The organism is Micromonospora sp. NPDC004551 (assembly GCF_040609975.1).
GTDB lineage: Bacteria > Actinomycetota > Actinomycetes > Mycobacteriales > Micromonosporaceae > Micromonospora.
Genome location: NZ_JBEXLM010000027.1, coordinates 28945 through 48804 on the forward strand (window position 1 = coordinate 28945; position 19860 = coordinate 48804).

At 72.4% G+C, this 19860-nt stretch carries 17 protein-coding genes; 12 read left to right on the forward strand and 5 right to left on the reverse strand.

Going from position 1 to position 19860, the window contains the following annotated elements; genetic code table 11:
• Positions 1–22: 22 nt before the first annotated feature.
• Together ABZW14_RS26330 and ABZW14_RS26335 are read left to right on the forward strand one after the other, a co-directional pair.
• Complete coding sequence (locus ABZW14_RS26330; RefSeq protein WP_107076493.1) at positions 23–1051, forward strand: ABC transporter ATP-binding protein; 1029 nt, start codon at positions 23–25, stop codon at positions 1049–1051.
• Complete coding sequence (locus ABZW14_RS26335; RefSeq protein WP_355351340.1) at positions 1044–2060, forward strand: dipeptide ABC transporter ATP-binding protein; 1017 nt, start codon at positions 1044–1046, stop codon at positions 2058–2060. The genes ABZW14_RS26330 and ABZW14_RS26335 overlap by 8 nt, the downstream gene beginning before the upstream one ends.
• Positions 2061–2149: 89 nt before the next feature.
• On the opposite strand, the gene ABZW14_RS26340 is transcribed toward ABZW14_RS26335, so the two are convergent.
• Positions 2150–2503 carry a chorismate mutase gene (locus ABZW14_RS26340; RefSeq protein ID WP_355351342.1) on the reverse strand — a complete coding sequence of 118 codons (354 nt, stop codon included), beginning with the start codon at positions 2501–2503 and terminating at the stop codon, positions 2150–2152.
• Positions 2504–2793: 290 nt separating this feature from the next.
• Between ABZW14_RS26340 and pcrA the strand changes: the two genes are divergently transcribed.
• Entirely contained in the window at positions 2794–5235 is a 2442-nt protein-coding gene (gene pcrA / locus ABZW14_RS26345; RefSeq protein WP_355351344.1) for a DNA helicase PcrA, read from the forward strand.
• A gap of 61 nt (positions 5236–5296) precedes the next feature.
• Here the strand turns inward: pcrA and ABZW14_RS26350 are convergent, their stop codons facing one another.
• The gene (locus ABZW14_RS26350) at positions 5297–6085 is read right to left on the reverse strand and encodes a M23 family metallopeptidase (protein WP_355351346.1); all 789 of its coding nucleotides are present in this window, start codon (positions 6083–6085) and stop codon (positions 5297–5299) included.
• A 250-nt stretch (positions 6086–6335) separates the two neighbouring features.
• Positions 6336–7046, reverse strand: a complete 711-nt coding sequence (locus tag ABZW14_RS26355; RefSeq protein WP_355351348.1) for a M23 family metallopeptidase — start codon at positions 7044–7046, stop codon at positions 6336–6338.
• A 386-nt stretch (positions 7047–7432) separates the two neighbouring features.
• Here ABZW14_RS26355 and ABZW14_RS26360 point away from each other — a divergent pair, with 386 nt between their 5' ends.
• From ABZW14_RS26360 to sucD, 4 genes are all read left to right on the forward strand, one after another.
• On the forward strand, positions 7433–7837 hold the full coding sequence (locus ABZW14_RS26360) for a cobalamin B12-binding domain-containing protein (RefSeq protein ID WP_091318208.1): 405 nt from the start codon (positions 7433–7435) through the stop codon (positions 7835–7837).
• A 628-nt stretch (positions 7838–8465) separates the two neighbouring features.
• Positions 8466–9245 (forward strand): hypothetical protein, encoded by a 780-nt coding sequence (locus ABZW14_RS26365; RefSeq protein ID WP_355351350.1) that lies wholly within the window; start codon positions 8466–8468, stop codon positions 9243–9245.
• Positions 9246–9431: 186 nt separating this feature from the next.
• Positions 9432–10610 (forward strand): ADP-forming succinate--CoA ligase subunit beta, encoded by a 1179-nt coding sequence (gene sucC / locus ABZW14_RS26370; RefSeq protein ID WP_355351352.1) that lies wholly within the window; start codon positions 9432–9434, stop codon positions 10608–10610.
• 2 nt (positions 10611–10612) lie between these two features.
• A complete protein-coding gene (gene sucD / locus ABZW14_RS26375) occupies positions 10613–11500 on the forward strand; it encodes a succinate--CoA ligase subunit alpha (RefSeq protein WP_355351354.1) in 888 nt (295 codons plus the stop codon).
• A gap of 57 nt (positions 11501–11557) precedes the next feature.
• On the opposite strand, the gene ABZW14_RS26380 is transcribed toward sucD, so the two are convergent.
• Positions 11558–11827, reverse strand: coding sequence for a DUF4190 domain-containing protein (locus ABZW14_RS26380; protein ID WP_355351356.1), 270 nt, complete (start codon positions 11825–11827; stop codon positions 11558–11560).
• A 158-nt stretch (positions 11828–11985) separates the two neighbouring features.
• Here ABZW14_RS26380 and ABZW14_RS26385 point away from each other — a divergent pair, with 158 nt between their 5' ends.
• Positions 11986–13311, forward strand: coding sequence for a DUF6350 family protein (locus tag ABZW14_RS26385; protein WP_355351358.1), 1326 nt, complete (start codon positions 11986–11988; stop codon positions 13309–13311).
• Between the two features lie 60 nt (positions 13312–13371).
• On the opposite strand, the gene ABZW14_RS26390 is transcribed toward ABZW14_RS26385, so the two are convergent.
• Positions 13372–13956 carry a hypothetical protein gene (locus ABZW14_RS26390; protein WP_355351360.1) on the reverse strand — a complete coding sequence of 195 codons (585 nt, stop codon included), beginning with the start codon at positions 13954–13956 and terminating at the stop codon, positions 13372–13374.
• A 209-nt stretch (positions 13957–14165) separates the two neighbouring features.
• Between ABZW14_RS26390 and purN the strand changes: the two genes are divergently transcribed.
• The 4 genes from purN (at position 14166) to ABZW14_RS26410 (ending at position 19805) form a co-directional block, all read left to right on the forward strand.
• Positions 14166–14786, forward strand: a complete 621-nt coding sequence (gene purN / locus ABZW14_RS26395; RefSeq protein WP_355351362.1) for a phosphoribosylglycinamide formyltransferase — start codon at positions 14166–14168, stop codon at positions 14784–14786.
• Complete coding sequence (gene purH / locus ABZW14_RS26400; protein WP_355351364.1) at positions 14783–16354, forward strand: bifunctional phosphoribosylaminoimidazolecarboxamide formyltransferase/IMP cyclohydrolase; 1572 nt, start codon at positions 14783–14785, stop codon at positions 16352–16354. Before purN ends, purH begins: the two co-directional genes overlap by 4 nt.
• Positions 16355–16611: 257 nt before the next feature.
• Entirely contained in the window at positions 16612–16998 is a 387-nt protein-coding gene (locus tag ABZW14_RS26405) for a hypothetical protein (RefSeq protein WP_355351366.1), read from the forward strand.
• Between the two features lie 173 nt (positions 16999–17171).
• Positions 17172–19805 (forward strand): glycosyl hydrolase, encoded by a 2634-nt coding sequence (locus tag ABZW14_RS26410; RefSeq protein ID WP_355351368.1) that lies wholly within the window; start codon positions 17172–17174, stop codon positions 19803–19805.
• The last annotated feature ends 55 nt before the right edge of the window (positions 19806–19860 follow it).

The window sequence follows — 19860 nt, forward strand, 5'->3', positions numbered from 1 at the left end:
AACTGAGTTGTCCGACATTCTCGTGTCCGAGCAGTCCGCGCCGGGCGCCGACGGATCCGGCCGCCCCTCGGGCCGCCTGCTCGAGGTCGACGGCCTGCGGGTGGAGTTCCGCACCCGGGACGGTGTCGCCAAGGTCATCAACGGGGTCACGTACCACGTCGACGCGGGGGAGACCCTCGCCGTGCTCGGCGAGTCCGGCTCCGGCAAGAGCGTCACCGCGCAGACCATCATGGGCATCCTCGACACCCCGCCCGGCTTCGTCACCGGGGGCCAGGTCCGCTTCCACGGCAAGGACATGCTCAAGATGTCCCCCGAGCAGCGGCGCCGGATCCGTGGTGAAGGCATTGCGATGATCTTCCAGGACTCGCTCTCCGCCCTCAACCCGGTTTTCACCGTCGGCTTCCAGATCGCCGAGCAGTTCCGCATCCGGCGCGGCATGAGCCGCTCGGACGCCAAGAAGCGCGCGATCGAGATGCTCGACCAGGTGAAGATCCCGAACGCCAAGGGCCGGTACAGCAACTACCCGCACCAGTTCTCCGGCGGTATGCGGCAGCGCGCCATGATCGCCATGTCGCTGGCGCTCGACCCCGAGGTGCTGATCGCCGACGAGCCCACCACCGCGCTGGACGTGACCGTGCAGGCCCAGATCATGGACCTGCTCGGTGAGCTCCAGCGGGAGCGGCAGATGGGCATGATCCTGATCACCCATGACCTCGGCGTGGTCGCCGACGTCGCGGACCGGATCGCGGTCATGTACGCCGGCCGGATCGTCGAGGAAGCCGACGTGTACGACCTGTACGCCAAGCCGGCGCACCCGTACACCCTCGGCCTGCTCAACTCGATCCCGCGGATGGACGAGAAGGGGCAGGAGCTCCGTACCATCAAGGGCCTCCCGCCGAACCTGATGAACATCCCGCCGGGCTGCGCCTTCAACCCGCGCTGCCCCATGGCGCAGCCGGTGTGCCGGGAGAAGGTGCCCCCGCTTCTGCAGTTGGGCCGCGGCCGGGCCAGCGCCTGCCACTTCGCCGAGGAGCTCGTGAACCGTGACTGAGAACATCATCGAGGTCCGTGACCTGGTCAAGCACTACCCCGTGACCCGGGGTGTGGTGTTCAAGAAGACCATCGGTCACGTCAAGGCGGTCGACGGCGTCTCCTTCGACCTGAAGGCCGGCGAGACGCTGGGCGTGGTCGGTGAGTCCGGCTGCGGCAAGTCGACGCTCGCCCGGGTGCTGATGAACCTGGAGAAGCCGACCGCCGGCCAGGTGCTCTACAAGGGCCAGGACATCTCCAAGCTCTCCGGCGGCGCGCTGCGGCGCCTCCGCCGGCAGATCCAGCTGGTGATGCAGGACCCGTACACCTCGCTGAACCCGCGCATGACGGTCGGTGACCTGATCGGCGAGCCGTTCGAGATCCACCCCGAGGTGGCTCCGCGGCGGTCCCGCCGGGACAAGGTCAAGGAACTGCTCGACCTGGTCGGCCTCAACCCGGAGCACATCAACCGGTACCCGCACCAGTTCTCCGGCGGCCAGCGGCAGCGCATCGGCATCGCCCGGGCGCTGGCCCTGCGGCCCGAGGTCATCGTCTGCGACGAGCCGGTGTCGGCCCTGGACGTGTCGATCCAGGCGCAGGTGATGAACCTGCTGGAGAAGCTCCAGGCCGAGTTCGGCCTCTCGTACGTCTTCATCGCCCACGACCTGTCGGTCGTGCGCCACCTCTCCGACCGGGTCGCCGTGATGTACCTGGGCAAGATGGTGGAGGTCGGCACCGAGGACGAGATCTACGAGCGGCCGACCCACCCGTACACCCAGGCGCTGCTGTCGGCCGTGCCGGTGCCGGACCCGACCGTGCGGGAGAGCAAGGCGATCATCCGGCTCCAGGGTGACGTCCCCTCGCCGGTCAGCCCGCCCTCGGGCTGCCGGTTCCGCACCCGGTGCTGGAAGGCGCAGGACATCTGCGCCCAGGAGGTGCCGCTGCTTCAGATCCGGCCGGGCTCGGACCACCCGAGCGCCTGCCACTTCGCGGAGAAGCGGGAGATCGTCGCCACCCACGAGGCGGCCTGATCCACCCCGGACCGCCTGCCGGCGTCAGCCCGACGCCGGCAGGCGGTTCGTCGTATCCGGCGGGCTGCCGGGCCGCCCGCCGGGGCCCCTCACAGCGGTCCGCGGCCGGCACGCAGCAGCAGGAGCGCGAGCTGGGTGCCGTCCGCGCCGAGCGCCTGGCGGAACCGCTCCAGGATCTCCCGCTCGCGGGAGAGCACCAGCCGGGTGCCGCCGGAGGCCATCCGCGTGGCCCCGACCTCCTGGGAGAGCGCGGCCCGCTCCTGCCAGAGGGCGATGATGGTGCGGTCGATCTCGTCGATCCGCTCCCGGATCTCGCTGATCCGCTCGGCCGCCGCCGAGTCGTCGGTGCCGGTCCGGGCCGCCGCGGCCCCGGTCGGGTCACCGTCGGCGGTCCGGTCGTGCGGCGCCAGGCTGCCGCTGGACTCCACCACGTCAGTCATCATCGTCGTACCCCTCGGGGTCTCGGGCCCGGTACCCGGATCCCGGGACGGAAAAGCCCCGGGCTCCAGGAGCCCGGGGCTTTTCGTAGGTCTGTGATCAGGCGCGACCCACGGCTGCCGGACTCCCGGTGCCGTAGTAAAAGTAGAAGCGCTGACCGAACACGCCGTCGAGTATGCCGACCCGGGGGCGGCACGCGCAAGGAAACCCGCCAACAGGTGGGACGTGACGTCGCCGTCGCGTCGGGGCCGCGCGGGCGGGAAGTGTCCGGCCGTCGGCATAGACTTCCGGTGCGATGCATCCTCTCTTCGACATCCCCGCGTCCCCGCCCGCGCCGGAGCCCGGGGCGACCCCGCCGCACCGGCCCGGGACCCACGACTCCGGCCCCGCGCCGCGCCGCGACCCGAGGCCGTCGGCCCGGCCGGACCCGCAGGCCCTCCTCGCCGGCCTGAACGGCCCCCAGCGGGACGCGGTCACCCACTCCGGTTCGCCGCTGCTCATCGTGGCCGGCGCCGGCTCCGGCAAGACTCGGGTGCTGACCAACCGGATCGCCTACCTGCTCGCCGCGCGCGACGTGCACCCCGGCGAGATCATCGCGATCACCTTCACCAACAAGGCCGCCGGTGAGATGAAGGAGCGGGTCGCCGCGCTGGTCGGCCCACGTGCCCGGTTGATGTGGGTGTCGACCTTCCACTCGGCCTGCGTCCGGATCCTGCGCGCCGAGCACGAGCACGCCGGCCTGAAGTCCACCTTCTCGATCTACGACGCCGACGACTCCCGCCGGCTCATGCAGCTGGTCGCCCGCGAGCTGGACCTGGACCCGAAGCGCCACCCGGCGCGCGGCCTGGCCGCCCAGGTCTCCAACCTGAAGAACGAGCTGGTCGACCCGGAGGAGTTCGCCGGCCGGGCCAAGGGCCCCAACGAGCGGGCGCTGGCCGAGGCCTACACGCTCTACCAGCGGCGGCTGCGCGAGGCGCACGCGCTGGACTTCGACGATCTGATCATGACCACGGTGCACCTGCTCCAGTCGCACCCCCACGTCGCGGAGAGCTACCGGCGGCGGTTCCGGCACGTGCTGGTCGACGAGTACCAGGACACCAACCACGCCCAGTACGTGCTGATCAAGGAGCTGGTCTCCGGCACCGAGGGCGTCCCGCCGGCCGAGCTGTGCGTGGTCGGTGACGCCGACCAGTCGATCTATGCGTTCCGCGGCGCCACCATCCGCAACATCCTGGAGTTCGAGCGCGACTTCACCGACGCCCGCACGATCCTGCTGGAGCAGAACTACCGCTCCACCCAGACCATCCTCAACGCCGCCAACGCGGTGATCGACCGGAACACCTCCCGCAAGCCCAAGCGGCTGTGGAGCGACGCCGGCGCGGGCGAGCAGATCGTCGGCTACGTGGCCGACACCGAGCACGCCGAGGCGGACTGGGTGGCCCGGGAGATCGACCGGCTGGTCGACGCCGGCGACACCCGCCCGGGCGACGTGGCCGTCTTCTACCGCACCAACGCCATGTCCCGGGTCTTCGAGGAGGTGTTCATCCGGGTCGGCCTGCCCTACAAGGTGGTCGGCGGGGTGCGCTTCTACGAGCGCAAGGAGGTCCGCGACGCGCTGGCCTACCTGCGCGCGGTGGTCAACGACGACGACACGGTCAGCCTGCGCCGGATCCTCAACACGCCGCGCCGGGGCATCGGGGAGCGGGCCGAGGCGTGCGTGGAGGCGCTGGCCGGCCGCGACCGGATCTCCTTCGGCGCGGCGCTGCGCCGGGCCAAGGACGCCCCCGGGATCTCCACCCGGGCGGCCAACGGCATCGCCGAGTTCGTCGCGCTGCTCGACGACGCCCGCGAGCTGGCCGCCACCGGCACCCCGGAGGAGGTGCTGGAGGCCCTGCTGACCCGCTCGGGCTACCTGGCCGAGCTGGAGGAGAGCCTCGACCCGCAGGACGCCGGCCGGGTGGACAACCTCCAGGAACTGGTCAGCGTCGCCCGGGAGTACACCGAGCGGATCGAGGCGCTGGGGGCGGAGGACGAGCGGGCCACCCTGGCCGGCTTCCTGGAGCAGGTGGCGCTCGTCGCCGACGCCGACCAGATCCCCGCCGACGACCCGGACCACCAGGGCGTGGTGACCCTGATGACCCTGCACACCGCCAAGGGCCTGGAGTTCCCGGTGGTGTTCCTGAGCGGCCTGGAGGACGGCGTCTTCCCGCACCTGCGCTCGCTGGGCGACACCCGGGAGCTGGAGGAGGAGCGGCGGCTGGCCTACGTGGGCATCACCCGCGCCCGGCAGCGCCTCTACCTGTCCCGGGCGGTCACCCGCTCGGCGTGGGGTGCGCCGGCCTACAACCCGCCGTCGCGCTTCCTGGAGGAACTGCCCACCGAGCTGGTGCGCTGGGAGCGCACCGAGGGGGCGTACACCTCGTGGGCCGGTGGGGGCGGCGGCGTCGGCGGCCGGGCGGACCGTGTGCCCGGCGGGCGCGGCGGCTTCACCGGGGGCACGCCCAAGGCGACCCAGCTCGCCAAGCGGCTCGGGGTGGACGCCAGCCGGCTGGCCACGGCCAGCGAGCTGAAGCAGGCGCCCAAGGTGTCGGTGGGCGACCGGGTCAACCACCAGCGCTACGGCCTCGGCCGGGTGCTCGCGGTGGAGGGGCAGGGCCCGGGCGCCCGGGCGCAGATCGACTTCGGCGACCAGACCATGTGGCTGGTCCTCCGGCACGCCCCGATCGACAAGCTCTGAGTCGAGTGAGGCCCGGCCCGGCGACGCGCCGGACCGGGCCCCTCCCTCGTGCCGTGGCCCGTCAGCAGGCCACGTCGATGCCCCGGGCGCGCAGGAACGGCGCCGGGTCGATCTGGTTCCACATGGCGCCCTTGTGCACCTCGAAGTGCAGGTGCGGGCCCGTGGCGTCACCGGTGGCGCCCTCGTAGCCGATGACCTGGCCGGCCTTCACCTTGTCGCCGACGCTGACGATCAGCCGGCTCTGGTGGGCGTAGTGGGTCAGGTAGCCGTTGGCGTGGTCGATGAAGACCGAGTTGCCGTAGCCGTCACCGGCGTCGCCGGCCTTGACCACGGTGCCCGCCGCGGCGGCGTGGATCGGCGTGCCCGCCGGCATGGCGAAGTCGATACCGGCGTGCAGGGTGCCCCACCGCTGCCCGTAGCAGGAGGTGATCTCGGCGCCCTTCATGGGGATGACCCAGGCCGGCTTCGGCTTGGTGGTCTTCTTCGGCGTCGGCTTGGGCTTGGGCTTGGCCGAGGCGGTCTTCGTCGGCGTCGGGCCGGCCGCGCTCGGGCTCGGCGACGCGGTGACCGAAGGGGTGACCGGGGCGGTCGACTCGCGGGTCGACCGATCGGCGCGCGCGGCCGCCTCAGCGCGCGCCTGGGCCTCGAAGTCCACCGCGGTGGGGGTCGGGGCACCGTGGTCGGCCGTGGCGACGGAGACGCCGCCGACACCGAGGCCCAGCAGGGCCACCGCGCCGACGACGAGATATGCGGTACGCCGGACCGGGCGCTGGCGCCGGTGCCGGGCGGGAGCGATGTCCGGGGTGTTCTCGTTCTGGATGGAGCTGTCTTCCTGCACGGAAACCTTCATCAGTCGAGGGGCACGTGACCTCGAAATACTGGTGTCGGCCGTGCTCTTGCCGGGTACGGGGTTCCGGAGGACGGGCGGGGCACGGGACGCCACCTGCCCGGGTTTCCGCCGCTCTGGTCGGTTCGGTGCCGAAAAGGATCATGCGCGGCTGTGGTGCCGGCCACATTCGTCGCTGTGACCCAGCAGACTTCGCCACAGACGAAACCGCCCGGATCGACTGATCCGGGCGGTCAACGGGCGATACGCAGCGTCAGGACGCGGCTACCTCGCTGTAGATTGCCTCGACTTCGAGCTGGATGTCCACTCCGCGGTCCTGGAGCCACGGCACGGGGTCGAGCGGCTGGCCGTTGACATGGATCTCCAGGTGCAGGTGCGAACCGTAGGAGTGGCCGGTGTTACCGACCAGGCCGAGCTGCTGGCCGGCCTTCACCTGCTGACCCTCCTTGACGGTGACCGCCGAGGAGTGACCGTAGATGGCCTCGCTGCCGTCCGCGTGCCGGACGATCACCGCGTAGCCGTAGCCGCCGAACCAGCCGGCCTTGGTGACCTGGCCGTCGTGGATCGCCTGGTAGGGCGTGCCCTCCGGGGCGACCAGGTCGATACCGGTGTGCAGCTTGCCCCAGCGCATGCCGTAGGGCGACTGGAAGTCGTAACCGTGCAGGGGGAGCAGCCAGGTGTCCTGCTCCGCGGCGGTCTTGCCGCCGCGCTCGTCGCGGGTGGCGCGGTCGTCGCTCTTGGCCCGGGCGGCGGCGTCCTGGCTGGTGATCGAGGCCTGCTTGAGCTCGTCGAGGACCGACGGGCTGACGCTCTTGGCGTCGGGGAGGGCGTTCGCGCCGAGGGCGACGATGCCGGCTCCCACGAAGGCGGTGGTCACCACCGCGGCGTAGCGGCTCCGCGGGGGGGTGGGTACGCGGCGGCGGCCGCGATATCGATCGGGCTCAGACGACAGGCGCTGGCGCACGCACACCCTCCGTTGTCGGGGATCCGATGCGACTCCGGACCGTTCGGTGAAGCTCGGCCGAACCTCCGGTGTCGCGTCGTCACCCGTCCGTGGACCTGATGACAACCGTGGACACGTTAGCCAACCGCCACTCCTGTCACAAGCCGAAGCGCCGAATTGGCGTTTCTTTCTGTCCGTTTCCGTCCGCTCTTGTCATAGCTCGTGCCGCCGGTCGGGTGGCCCGGCAACCGCCCGTTCGTCGCGGACAGTGACCGTTCGGCGGAGGTGTCCGGCTTCCGGTGTGCGAGGCTGGGCGATAAGGCGCAGCCCCGGTTTCCGGCCCCCGGCGGGCCGGGTTACCGTTCGTTCAGGTCAGGAGTGCCGGAGCCGGTGAAAGGTGTGCGCTGATGAGCTCTCGTATCCGGGTCGTCGTCGCGAAGCCCGGCCTGGACGGCCACGACCGGGGCGCGAAGGTGGTCGCCCGTGCCCTGCGGGACGCGGGCATGGAGGTCATCTACACCGGCCTGCACCAGACCCCGGAGCAGATCGTGGAGACCGCGATCCAGGAGGACGCCGACGCCGTCGGCCTCTCGGTGCTCTCCGGCGCGCACATGACCCTCTTCAAGCGGGTCCTGGAGCTGCTCGCCGAGCGCGACGCGGCCGACATCGTGGTCTTCGGCGGGGGCATCATCCCGGACGCCGACATCCCGGAACTCCAGCGGCTCGGCGTCGCCAAGATCTTCACGCCCGGCGCCACCACCCAGTCGATCGTGGAGTGGGTCCGGGAGAACGTCGCCCAGCCGGTCGCCTGACCTCCGGCCCCCGTCCGCGTCGATCAAGAAGTTCGCGTCAGTAATGCGCGCGTTCCCGACGCAAACTTCTTGATCAACCGCGCTGGCTGTCGGGGGCGGGCGGATGGGGTCGGTGCGTTCGCTGCGAACTTGATGACGTGGACGGATCGGACTCGGGACGTTCTCCGGTCTTTCCTCAGAGCCTTTGGAACTGACGTCGCCTTTCGAGCTGACGTCGGCGGCGGCGCCGCGCGGCTGGTGGGCGATCCGGTGTGAGTCGTTCACGACATCACGTTCGTAGCGGCTCATGAGGTGCCGCTCGGCGCCCGTGTGCGGACAGGGGGAGGGGCCGGACGCACCCCTCACACGTCCGGCCCCTCTATGCACGATGCCCCGCCGCCACCCCTCGACCGACAGGGCATCGGCCGCTCCCGTCGTCGCGCCTGACCAGCGCTCCGACATCAGACTCAACGACGCCCCCAACAGGGGGTTACGCCTGTTCCCCAACATCCCCCGGACGGCTGACAGCCCGCATCCCGGGCACCTCGGACCGGCCCGTTTCCCGGAGGCCTCGCGGCCCGGGCGCGGGCCGTAAGGTGTGCCTGCCCGGACCGCGTCCCGCGGTCGACGACCCCGCCGGGAGTCCGCCGTGACCCAGCCGCCGTACCCGCAGCCCGACTCCGCCGGTGGCCGGCCCGCACCGCCCGCCGGATGGCCCGCCCAACAGCCCGGCCCCGGTTGGCCGGGCCCGTACCAGCAGCCCGCCGCTCCCTATCAGCAGCCGGGTCCTTATCCACAGCACGCGCCGTATCAGCAGCCCGGGCCGGGCGGGCCGCAGGCGTACCAGCCCGTCGGGCCGGGGCAGCCGCCGGTCGCGCCGACCGCGAAGCGGATTCCGGAGGACCAGCCGTTCGTGGTCCGGCCGAGCCTGGGCAAGCGGGCGCTGACCCTGGGCCTGGTGACCCTCGTGGTGGGCCTGGTGCTGGCCTGCCCGATCGGCCTCGCCGCGTCGTCGGAGGGCGGCGGTGCCGGGCTGCTCTTCATCATCCCCGTGGTGATGCTCGTCTTCGCGGTGCCGGTCGGCCTCCAGCTCTGGCTGGTCTCCTCCGGCGGCCCGGTGCTCGCGCTCGGGCCGGCCGGCCTGTGGATCAAGACGCGGCCGACCCGGGGGCAGGCGATCTGGCTGCCGTGGGTGGCGGTCGAGCGGATCTACCTGCGGCGCTGGGGGCTGGAGAAGATGCTCTGCGTGAAGCCGCGGGACCCGCGGGTCGGCAGCGGGCTGGGCGCGTTCACCGCGTTCGACTCCGGGATGCAGCAGGCCTTCTTCGGCACCGGCTTCACCGCCACCGTCAATCACGCCGACCGGAGCGAGGACGAGATCATGCGAGCCGTGGCCGGGTACGCGGCCGGTCGCTGCCAGGTGGGCTGAGCCCGGCGCGACGCAGAGGTGGCTGTGCATTACCGCACACCGTGCACCCGCTCGGTTGCCGCCGGTTCCCATCTCGTTAGGCTGCGGCAAATGGCCTGTCTCTTCTGATGACAGGCGTCAAACTGATTTTCCAACGCTGGTGGCGGCGCGACGGCGCGCCGCGGAGACGGGACGGGACGCGCAATCGTGGACCTGTACGAGTACCAGGGGCGGGACCTGTTCGAGCGGCACGGGTTGCCCGTGCTCGCCGGCGGCGTCGCCACTACCCCGGAGGAGGCCCGCGCGATCGCCGAGCGCCTCGGCGGCCGGGTGGTCGTCAAGGCGCAGGTGAAGGTCGGCGGCCGCGGCAAGGCCGGCGGCGTGAAGCTGGCCGAGGGCGCGGAGGAGACGGTGGCCCGCGCCACCGACATCCTCGGCATGGACATCAAGGGTCACACGGTCCACAAGGTCATGATCACCGTGACCGCGGACGTGGCCGAGGAGTACTACTTCTCGTACCTGCTCGACCGGGCGAACCGCACCTTCCTCTGCATCGCCAGCGTGGCCGGCGGCATGGACATCGAGCAGGTCGCCGCCGACACCCCCGAGAAGGTCGTCAAGGCCCCCATCGACGCCAACACCGGCGTGGACGAGGCGAAGGCGCGCGAGATCGTGAGCGCGGCCGGCTTCCCGGCCGAGGTCGCCGACCAGGTGGTCGAGGTGGCGGTCAAGCTGTGGCAGGCGTTCGTCGCCGAGGACGCCACGCTGGTGGAGGTCAACCCGCTGGCCACGACCAAGGACGGCAAGCTGCTGCTGCTGGACGCCAAGGTCACCCTCGACGAGAACGCCGCGTTCCGGCACCCGGACCACGAGGCCCTGGTCGACCAGGCGTCGGTGGACCCGCTGGAGCAGGCCGCCAAGGAGAAGGACCTCAACTACGTCAAGCTCGACGGCGAGGTCGGCATCATCGGCAACGGCGCGGGCCTGGTCATGTCCACGCTCGACGTGGTCGCGTACGCCGGTGAGCGGCACGGCGGCGTCAAGCCGGCCAACTTCCTCGACATCGGCGGCGGCGCGAGCGCCGAGGTGATGGCGAACGGCCTGGAGATCGTCCTCTCCGACCCGTCGGTGAAGAGCGTCTTCGTCAACGTCTTCGGCGGCATCACCGCGTGCGACGCGGTCGCCAACGGCATCGTGCAGGCGCTGGCCCTCCTCGAGCAGCGCGGCGAGAAGGCCACCAAGCCGCTCGTCGTCCGCCTCGACGGCAACAACGCCGAGGCCGGTCGGGCGATCCTCGACGACGCGAACAATCCGCTGATCCAGCGGGTCGACACCATGGACGGCGCGGCCGAGCGGGCCGCCGAGCTGGCAGCTGCGGGGGTCTGACAATGGCTATCTGGCTGACCAAGGACTCCAAGGTCATCGTGCAGGGGATGACCGGTTCCGAGGGTTCCAAGCACACCCGGCGGATGCTCGCCGCCGGCACCAACGTCGTCGGCGGCGTGAACCCGCGCAAGGCGGGCCAGAAGGTCGACTTCGACGGCACCGAGCTGCCGGTGTTCGCGTCCGTCGCGGACGCCATGAAGGAGACCGGGGCGGACGTCACGGTCATCTTCGTGCCGCCGCAGTTCACCAAGGCCGCGGTGGTCGAGGCGATCGACGCCGGCATCGACCTGGCCGTGGTGATCACCGAGGGCGTGCCGGTGCACGACACCGCGGCATTCTGGGCATACAACGTGGCCCAGGGTGAGCGGACCCGGATCATCGGCCCGAACTGCCCGGGCATCGCCTCGCCGGGCGCCTCCAACGCCGGCATCATCCCGGCCGACATCACCGGCTCCGGCCGGATCGGTCTGGTCAGCAAGAGCGGCACGCTGACCTACCAGATGATGTACGAGCTGCGCGACATCGGCTTCTCCACCTGCGTCGGCATCGGTGGTGACCCGATCATCGGCACCACCCACATCGACGCCCTGGCCGCCTTCGAGGCGGACCCGGAGACCGACGCGATCGTCATGATCGGTGAGATCGGCGGCGACGCCGAGGAGCGGGCGGCCGAGTTCATCAAGGCCAACGTCACCAAGCCGGTGGTCGGTTACATCGCCGGCTTCACCGCCCCGCCCGGCAAGACCATGGGCCACGCCGGCGCCATCATCTCCGGCTCGGCGGGCACCGCCGACGCCAAGAAGTCGGCGCTGGAGGCGGTCGGCGTGAAGGTCGGCAAGACCCCGACCGAGACCGCCAAGCTGATGCGGGAGATCATGTCCGGCCGCTGAGCGGTCCCGTGACGTGCCGAGGGGGTCGACCGGTTCCGGTCGGCCCCCTCACGTTTCCTACCGGTACCAGTAGGGGGAGTAGTAGTGACCCCGGGACCGGATGACGGCGCTGGCGATGAGGTTGATGACGCCGAACGCGATGGCCAGCCAGCCTAGCAGCGGGGACCTGCCGAAACGCTTCGCGTCCCGGATCGACAGGTAGCCGAAGACGATGCCCAGGATGCCGCAGCAGAGCAGGCCGGTGATGATCCCCAGGACGCCCCAGAGGGTGGTCCGGTCCCGGCCCGCGGCCGGTGGCGGCGGTGGCGGCGGATATGGAGCGTTCACGGCTTCCTCCGAGTGGTCGGTGCCACGACAGGAAAGGTCGCGTCCTGGGCCGAGGCTAAACCGGATGGGGCCGCCGAGCCGGTGGATCAGGGAACTCGCCGCGGCGCCGGGGCGGTATCGGACTGCCGTCGCCCGCGCGGCATGCCAGAGTAGAGCCGATGTCACGCGTCACCCCTGACCAGCCCCGCCACCCCGCCGCCGAGGTCGCCGCCGACACCCGGCCGTCCGGCCGTGCCCGGCCGGCGCCGCGGGTGCCCGCGCCCCGGTCGGGGGAGCCGGCCCGCGGCCGGGCCCCGCTGCCCGTCGCCGCCGGGGTGGCGGCCCTCTGGGCCGCCGTGACGTCGTGGCTGCCGGTCACCGTGGTGCTCGGCCTGGCCCAGCTCAGCGAGGACGCCGGCTCGCTGCCCGGTGCGGTCCGCGCCGGGCTGGTCGGCTGGCTGCTCGGGCACGGCGTGCCGCTGGAGACCTCCGCCGGGCCGCTGGGCCTGGCGCCGCTGGCCCTGACCGCGCTCGCCGTCTGGCGGCTCACCCGCGCCGGGGTGCACGTGAGCCGGGCCGTCGGCGCGCGGGGCAACCGCACGCCCGGGCAGGCGCTCACCGTCGCCGTCGCGGTCGGCATCGCGTACGCGTTGCTCGGCGCCCTCGCCGCGCTCGCGGTCGGCGCGGGCGGGCTGCGGGTGTCCCCGGTCCGGGCCGGGCTGACCTTCGCGGTCCTCGGCGGGCTCGCCGCCCTGGTCGGCGCGCTGCGGACCACCGGCGTCTGGGTCCTGCTGGCCCGCCGTTCCCCGGCGGCGTTGCGCGACGGGGTGCGCACCGGTCTGGTCGCCGTCCTGCTGCTGCTCGGCGCGGGCGCCGGCGCGGCCGGGCTGGCCGTGGCCACCGGCGGCGGCGACGCGGCCGACATGATCGGGGCGTACCGGACCGGGGTGGCCGGTCAGGCAGGCATCACCCTGGTGAGCCTCGCCTATGCGCCGAACGCCACCGTCTGGTCGGCCAGTTACCTCCTCGGGCCCGGGTTCGCCGTGGGAACCGACACCGCCGTGCGGACCAGCGAGGTGTCCGTCGGCGCGCTGCCGGCCGTACCGTTGCTGGCCGGCCTGCCCCGCGGCCCGGTGGACGGGCTCGGCGGCGCGCTGCTCGCGGTGCCGGTGCTGGCCGCCATGGCGGCCGGCTGGCTGCTGGCCCGGCGGCTGCTGCGGGTCGCGGCCGACGACCGCGCGCCGGTCGGATGGGCTGCCCTGCTCGTCCCGGCGGCGCTCGCCGGCCCGGTCGCCGGGCTGCTGCTCGGCCTGGCCGCGGCGGCCTCCGGCGGTCCGCTCGGCGGCGGCCGGCTGGCCGAGATCGGCCCCGCGCCCTGGCCGGTGGCGGGCGTGGCCACCCTGGTGATCGCCGGTGGCGCCCTCCTCGGCGCCGCCGCCGGCCGCACCCTCACCCGCACTCCCACCCCGCCGCGGCCCACCGCCCCGCCCCGCCGCGCCGACTGACCGGCGCCGGGAACGGCGGAGGGGCGCCCGGCGGTGCCGGACGCCCCTCGTGGAGCCGGTTCAGGAACCGAAGTTGCTCAGGTTGATCGCGGCGCCCGCGATGGCGTTGATGATGCCGATGACCACGCCGATGCCGCCGCAGATGAGGGCGGCCTTGGCCTGGCCCGCGTTGCTCGCCTCGCCGGCCTGGACCTTCTTCTGGCCCATGACGCCGAGCACGACGCCGGCGATGCCGGCCGGGATGCCGATGATCGGGCAGCAGAGGCCGAGCACGATCGAGGCGATACCGGCGATCATGCCGATCAGGCCGAGCGTGTTGTTCTGGCCGCCGCCGGTCGGGTAGCCGGCCTGCGGGTACTGGGGCGCGGCGCCGTACGGCTGCTGCTGCGCGTACGGGTCCTGGCCGTACGGCTGGCCGGAGGTGGGCTGCTGCCCGTACGGCTGGCCCGAGGTGGGCTGCTGCCCGTACTGCGGGGCCTGCGGCGGCTGGGCGTACGGGTCCTGCCCGTACGGCTGGCCCGACGTGGGCTGCTGCCCGTACTGCGGCGCCTGCGGCTGCTGGCCGTACGGGTCGTACTGCGGGGAGGTCGGGTCCTGGTTCGGCTGCTGGCCGTAGGGGTCCTGACCGGGGTAACCGGGCTGCATCTGTGGAGCGCTCCTCAAACTGGGGGTCGACGGTCCATGGGACGCCGCGGCACACGGGCCCGGGACCAATGTCACGATGCCGACGCCGGACCGGGCGTGTGCACGGCACCGGGCGACGGCAGCGTATCGTGCCGGCGCCACGGGGGAGATCACCCGCGGTGCCGCCGCCCAGCCGTCGGACGCCCTGCCCGGCCCGATAGGGTTGCCGGGTGACCGAGCCCGCGTCCGTCGCCCGCCTCGTCGTCCTCGTCTCCGGCTCCGGCAGCAACCTCCAGGCGTTGCTGGACGCCGCCACCGACCCCGCGTACGGGGCGCGGGTGGTCGCCGTGGGCGCCGACCGCGACGGGATCGCCGGCCTGGACCGGGCCGCCGCCGCCGGCGTGCCGACCTTCGTCGAGCGGCTGAAGGACCACCCGACCCGCGAGGACTGGGACAAGGCGCTCACCGCCCGGGTCGCCGAGCACCGGCCGGATCTCGTCATCAGCGCCGGCTTCCTCAAGCTCGTCGGCCCGCAGTTCCTGGCCGCGTTCGGGGACCGCTACCTGAACACGCACAACACCCTGCTGCCGGCGTTCCCCGGCATCCACGGCCCGCGGGACGCGCTGGCGTACGGCGTCAAGGTCACCGGGGCCACCCTGTTCTTCGTCGACGCCGGGATGGACACCGGCCCGATCGTCGCCCAGGTCGCCGTGCCGGTGCGGGACGACGACGACGAGGAGACGCTCACCGAGCGCATCAAGTCCGCCGAGCGGCGCCAGCTCGTCGAGCAGGTCGGTCGGCTGGTCCGTGAAGGTTGGACGATCACCGGCAGAAAGGTCACCATCCCGTGAGTGCCACTGAGGACGTTCGCCGTCCGATCAAGCGGGCGCTGGTCAGCGTCTACGACAAGACCGGGCTGGTCGAGCTGGCCCAGGCCCTGCACCAGGCGGGGGTGGAGATCGTCTCGACCGGCAGCACCGCGTCGACGATCTCCGGCGCGGGCGTGCCGGTGACCCCGGTCGAGCAGGTGACCGGTTTCCCGGAGATCCTCGACGGCCGCGTGAAGACGCTGCACCCGAAGATCCACGGCGGCCTCCTCGCCGACCTGCGCAAGGACGCGCACGCCGCCCAGCTCGACGAGCACGGCATCGCCGGCATCGACCTGCTGGTCTCCAACCTCTACCCGTTCCAGGCCACCGTCGCCTCCGGCGCGAGCCAGGACGAGTGCGTCGAGCAGATCGACATCGGCGGTCCGGCGATGGTCCGGGCCGCGGCCAAGAACCACGCCTCGGTGGCCGTGGTGACCGACCCGGCGGCCTACCCGGTGCTGCGGGACGCGCTCGCCGAGGGCGGCTTCACCCTGGCTCAGCGCCGCGCGCTGGCGGCCCGTGCGTTCGCCGACATCGCCGACTACGACGTGGCCGTCGCCGAGTGGTTCGCCCGGGAGCTGTCGCCGGCCGCCGACGGGTGGCCGGAGTTCGCCGGGCTGGCGCTGCGCCGCCAGGCGGTGCTGCGCTACGGCGAGAACCCGCACCAGGCGGCCGCCCTCTACGCCGACCCGGCCAGCCCGGCCGGCCTGGCCCAGGCCGAGCAGCTGCACGGCAAGGAGATGTCCTACAACAACTACGTCGACGCCGACGCCGCCTGGCGGGCCGCGAACGACTTCCCCGAGCAGCCGGCGGTGGCGATCATCAAGCACGCCAACCCGTGCGGTATCGCGGTCGGGGTGGACGTGGCCGAGGCGCACCGGCGGGCGCACGCCTGCGACCCGGTGTCCGCGTACGGCGGGGTGATCGCGGTCAACCGGCCGGTCTCGGTGGAGCTGGCCCGGCAGGTCGCGGACATCTTCACCGAGGTGCTGGTGGCGCCCGGCTTCGACGAGGGTGCCCTGGAGGTCCTCCGGGGGAAGAAGAACATCCGCCTGCTGCGGGCTCCCGCGTTCGACCCGCTGCCGGCCGAGTGGCGGCAGGTCACCGGCGGGGTGCTGGTGCAGATGCGGGACCGGATCGACGCCGCGGGCGACGACCCGGCGAACTGGACGCTGGCCACCGGCGAGGCGGCCGACGAGGCCACCCTCTCCGACCTGGCGTTCGCCTGGCGGGCGGTCCGGGCGGTGAAGAGCAACGCGATCCTGCTGGCCCGGCAGGGCGCCACGGTCGGCGTCGGAATGGGCCAGGTCAACCGGGTCGACTCGGCGCAGCTCGCGGTGAGCCGGGCCGGTGCCGAGCGGGCCCGCGGCTCGGTCTGCGCCTCGGACGCGTTCTTCCCGTTCGCCGACGGCCCGAAGATCCTCATCGAGGCCGGCGTCCGGGCGATCGTGCAGCCCGGCGGCTCGATCCGCGACGAGGAGACGATCGCCGCCTGCAAGGAGGCCGGGGTGACCATGTACCTCACCGGCACCCGGCACTTCTTCCACTGATCCGCACGACCTCGACAGGGGCGCGGCCGGCCGGCCGCGCCCCTGTGTCATGTGGTGCACGCCCCCGTCCGAGCGATGTCATGAGTGGACGGCTGACCAGCCGAAAGGACGACTGTCCACCATTGCCGGGTTGTGAAAGTTGTTGCTAGCGTTGTCCCGCAGCAAGCGATCGACCCTCCCCGTTATCTGCTCGATTCGCTCCCGCCCCGCGGCCTCGTGCCGCCCGCTCGAGCGGCCTCCCCTCGGACAGGTTGCCCATGCGCGTAGTCGACAGGTTGAGCGCCGTCGTCGTCGCGTTGGCGTTCGTCCTGGCCGGCCTGGGCGCGCCCGCCTGCGCGGAGAACCACCAGCCCGGCGCGGTGGTCTCCGCCGCGCACTCCGGCCACCCCCGGGCCGCCGAGGCGCCCCGCACGCCCGGCCACGCTCCGTCGGAGCTGCGGACGGAGCTGTCCGGGGGACCCTGCGGTGATCACCGCGCCGGCGTCACGGCCGGCGACGGACCGGACGACGTCCTCCCGGCCGCGCTCTTGCGGGTCGGCGGGACGCCCGAGCGGGTGGCCGTCGCGACCGCCTGCCCCCGACCGGCCCTCCCGTTGCCGCCACGCGGCACCCTGGCCACCCGCGGCCCTCCGGCTTCCGCCTGACCCCGCCCGCCTCCGCCGGACGTGACCCGAGGTCCGTCCGGGCGTTCCGCCGGCCCGGGGTCCATCGCGGACGGTGACCGTCCGACTGCCGGTAGGTGCCACCGCGCCCGCCGTCCCTCGTCTTCCATCCCGGGCCGCAGGCCCGGTGCCCCCTCGAATCCGGGAGGATTCACATGTCCCAGTCACGCTGGCGCAAGCCGGCGACAATCGCGGGCGCGCTGGTGCTCACCGCCGCGCTCGGTGGCGTCGTCGCCACCAACCACGAGGTGCAGGAGAAGCTGGGCCTGGCCGACGAGCCGGGCGCCAACATGCCCTGGCACCCCAGAGAGTTCATGGAGATGGCCGCCGGCGAGTCGTCGGAGGAGGCCGGCGAGGAGGCCTTCGAGGCCCGCACCATCGCCGAGCAGTTCGCCCAGGCCCGCTACGCCCCGGGCATCGTCGCGCCCGGGGCGTACGCCAACGCGCTGAGCCAGCTCAACGCGCTGCCCGCCACCAAGGGCACCTGGCGCGAGGTCACCAACATCAAGTACGACGGCGACGACCCGCGCTACCGCGACTACGCGTCCAACTCATCCGGTGGCGCCGGCCTGGTCACCGGCCGCATCACCGGCCTCGCGTCGGACAACAGCGGCCACGTGTACGCGGCCGGCGCGGACGGCGGCGTGTGGCGCTCCTCGATCGGCGGCGGGAGCTGGACGCCGATCACGGACGCGCTGCCCACCCTGTCCAGCGGCGACGTCGTGCTGGCCACCGACGGTTCGCTCTGGTACGCCAGCGGCGAGGGGAACACCGGCGGCACCTCGTACGTCGGCGCCGGCGTCTACCGGCTGGCCGACCCGAAGTCCGGCGCCTTCAAGCCGACCGACCGGGTCGGCGGGACCGAGCTGGAGAGCACGGTCATCAACAAGCTGCGCTTCTTCGACGGCAAGGTCTGGGTCGCCACCAACCGGGGCCTGTTCTCGCACGCGATGGGCAGCACCACGGGCGCCTGGAAGCTGGAGTTCGCGCCGAACCCGAGCTACCTGCCGGGCGGGGCGAACGCCGGCGACGCGAACGCCGCGTACAAGAACATCGTCAACGACGTGGCCCAGGACCCGCGCAGCCCGAAGCACGTGGTGGTCGCCTCGGCCTGGCGCTCCGGTGACACGTACAACGGCTTCTACGAGACCGCCGACTACACCGCGGGCGGCTGGACGAAGGTCAACCCGACCGGCGCCATGCCGGCGGACGACATCGGTTACGTGACGTTCGCCTTCTCCGCCGACGGCGGCAAGCTGTACGCGATCAACCAGTCGCCGCGGCTGCTCAACAAGCCGGCCGGCAACGTGAACAGCTACCTGGACGGCATCTACGTCTCCAACACCGGCAACCCGGCCGGCCCCTGGAACAAGATCGCCGACTCGTCGAAGCTGGGCAACTCCGGTTCGGCGCTCAAGCAGACCGTGATGGGCAAGGGCTACGGCCCCGGCATCCAGGCCTGGTACAACCAGTTCCTGGCGGTGGACCCGGCCAACCCGAACCACGTCTGGGCGGGCCTGGAGGAGGTCTACGAGTCGACCGACGCCGGTGCCAGCTGGAAGACCGTCGGCCCGTACTGGAACTTCAACTTCTCCTGCTGGAACATCCACGACGCGCAGAACACCTGCAGCAAGACCACCCACTCCGACCAGCACTCGGTGGCCGTGGGCAACGGTTTCGTCTACGTCGGCAACGACGGCGGCGTCTACCGGCGGCCGATCAACGGGAAGACCGACAAGGACGGGCACGCCACCGACTGGCAGAGCCTCAACGACGGCACCATCGACGCGCTCCAGTACTACTCGGTGGCGCTGGGCAGGGACCCGGCCAAGGCCGGCACCATCGTCTCCGGCGGTCTCCAGGACAACGGCACCTCGATCCTGCGCCCCGGCGACACCGTGATGGGCTCGCACTTCGGCGGTGACGGTGGCGACTCGCAGGCCGACCCGGCGAACGGCTGCCGGCAGGTCCAGGAGTACACCAACCTGGCCATGCGGGTGACCGAGAACTGCAACGCCAACACCGGCTCGGGCACGCAGGCGGACTCCACCTCGCGGGACATCCAGCCGTACACCAGCGCGCCCGGCGACGAACCGGCCCGGTTCATCGCGCCGTTCGCGCCCGACGACCACGACGCGAACGTCTGGGTCGCCGGTGGCCAGCACGTCTGGGTCAACACCAAGGGCTACTCGATCCAGAACGGCAAGGGCTGGACGAACGTGTTCGACCTGGGCGCCGGCCACACCGCCACCTCGGTGGCGGTCTCCGGCGGTACGGCGTACGTCGGCTGGTGCGGCCCGTGCAACAACGCGGGCTTCGCCCGGGGCCTCGCGGTCGGCAAGGTCACCGACCCGGCGAGCTGGCACCAGGTCACCCTGCCGGGTGACTTCCCCAACCGGTTCCTGCAGGGCGTCGGCATCGACCCGGCGAACCCGTCGCACGCCTACGTCGCGGTGAACGGCTTCTCCCGCCGGTTCACCGAGGGCCCCGGCGCCGGCTTCGGCCACGTCTTCGAGACCGCCGACGCGGGCGCGACCTGGAAGGACGTCTCGGCGAACCTGCCGGACGTGCCGGCCAGCTCGATCAAGGCGCTGTCCAATGGCGGGCTGGTGCTCGCCACCGACCTGGCCACGTTCTACCGCGCTCCCGGTGCCACCGCCTGGCAGCGGCTCGGCGCCGGCCTGCCGCTGACCGTCGGCATGGACGTCGAGTACAACGCGGCCGACAACTCGGTCTACGTCGCGACCCACGGCCGCGGCATCTGGGCGTTCAACCTCGCCCAGCTCTGACCGGGCACCCCATGCGGAGGCCCCGTCCCCCCTTCCTCCGGGGGACGGGGCCTCC

Coding starts and splice junctions, on each gene's coding strand:
- sucD (WP_355351354.1), top strand. CDS start 10,613: ATGGCTATCTGGCTGACCAAGGACTCCAAGGTCATCGTGCAGGGGATG.
- ABZW14_RS26390 (WP_355351360.1), bottom strand. CDS start 13,956: ATGCAGCCCGGTTACCCCGGTCAGGACCCCTACGGCCAGCAGCCGAAC.
- pcrA (WP_355351344.1), top strand. CDS start 2,794: ATGCATCCTCTCTTCGACATCCCCGCGTCCCCGCCCGCGCCGGAGCCC.
- ABZW14_RS26410 (WP_355351368.1), top strand. CDS start 17,172: ATGTCCCAGTCACGCTGGCGCAAGCCGGCGACAATCGCGGGCGCGCTG.
- ABZW14_RS26385 (WP_355351358.1), top strand. CDS start 11,986: ATGTCACGCGTCACCCCTGACCAGCCCCGCCACCCCGCCGCCGAGGTC.
- ABZW14_RS26340 (WP_355351342.1), bottom strand. CDS start 2,503: ATGATGACTGACGTGGTGGAGTCCAGCGGCAGCCTGGCGCCGCACGAC.
- ABZW14_RS26405 (WP_355351366.1), top strand. CDS start 16,612: ATGCGCGTAGTCGACAGGTTGAGCGCCGTCGTCGTCGCGTTGGCGTTC.
- ABZW14_RS26350 (WP_355351346.1), bottom strand. CDS start 6,085: ATGAAGGTTTCCGTGCAGGAAGACAGCTCCATCCAGAACGAGAACACC.
- ABZW14_RS26360 (WP_091318208.1), top strand. CDS start 7,433: ATGAGCTCTCGTATCCGGGTCGTCGTCGCGAAGCCCGGCCTGGACGGC.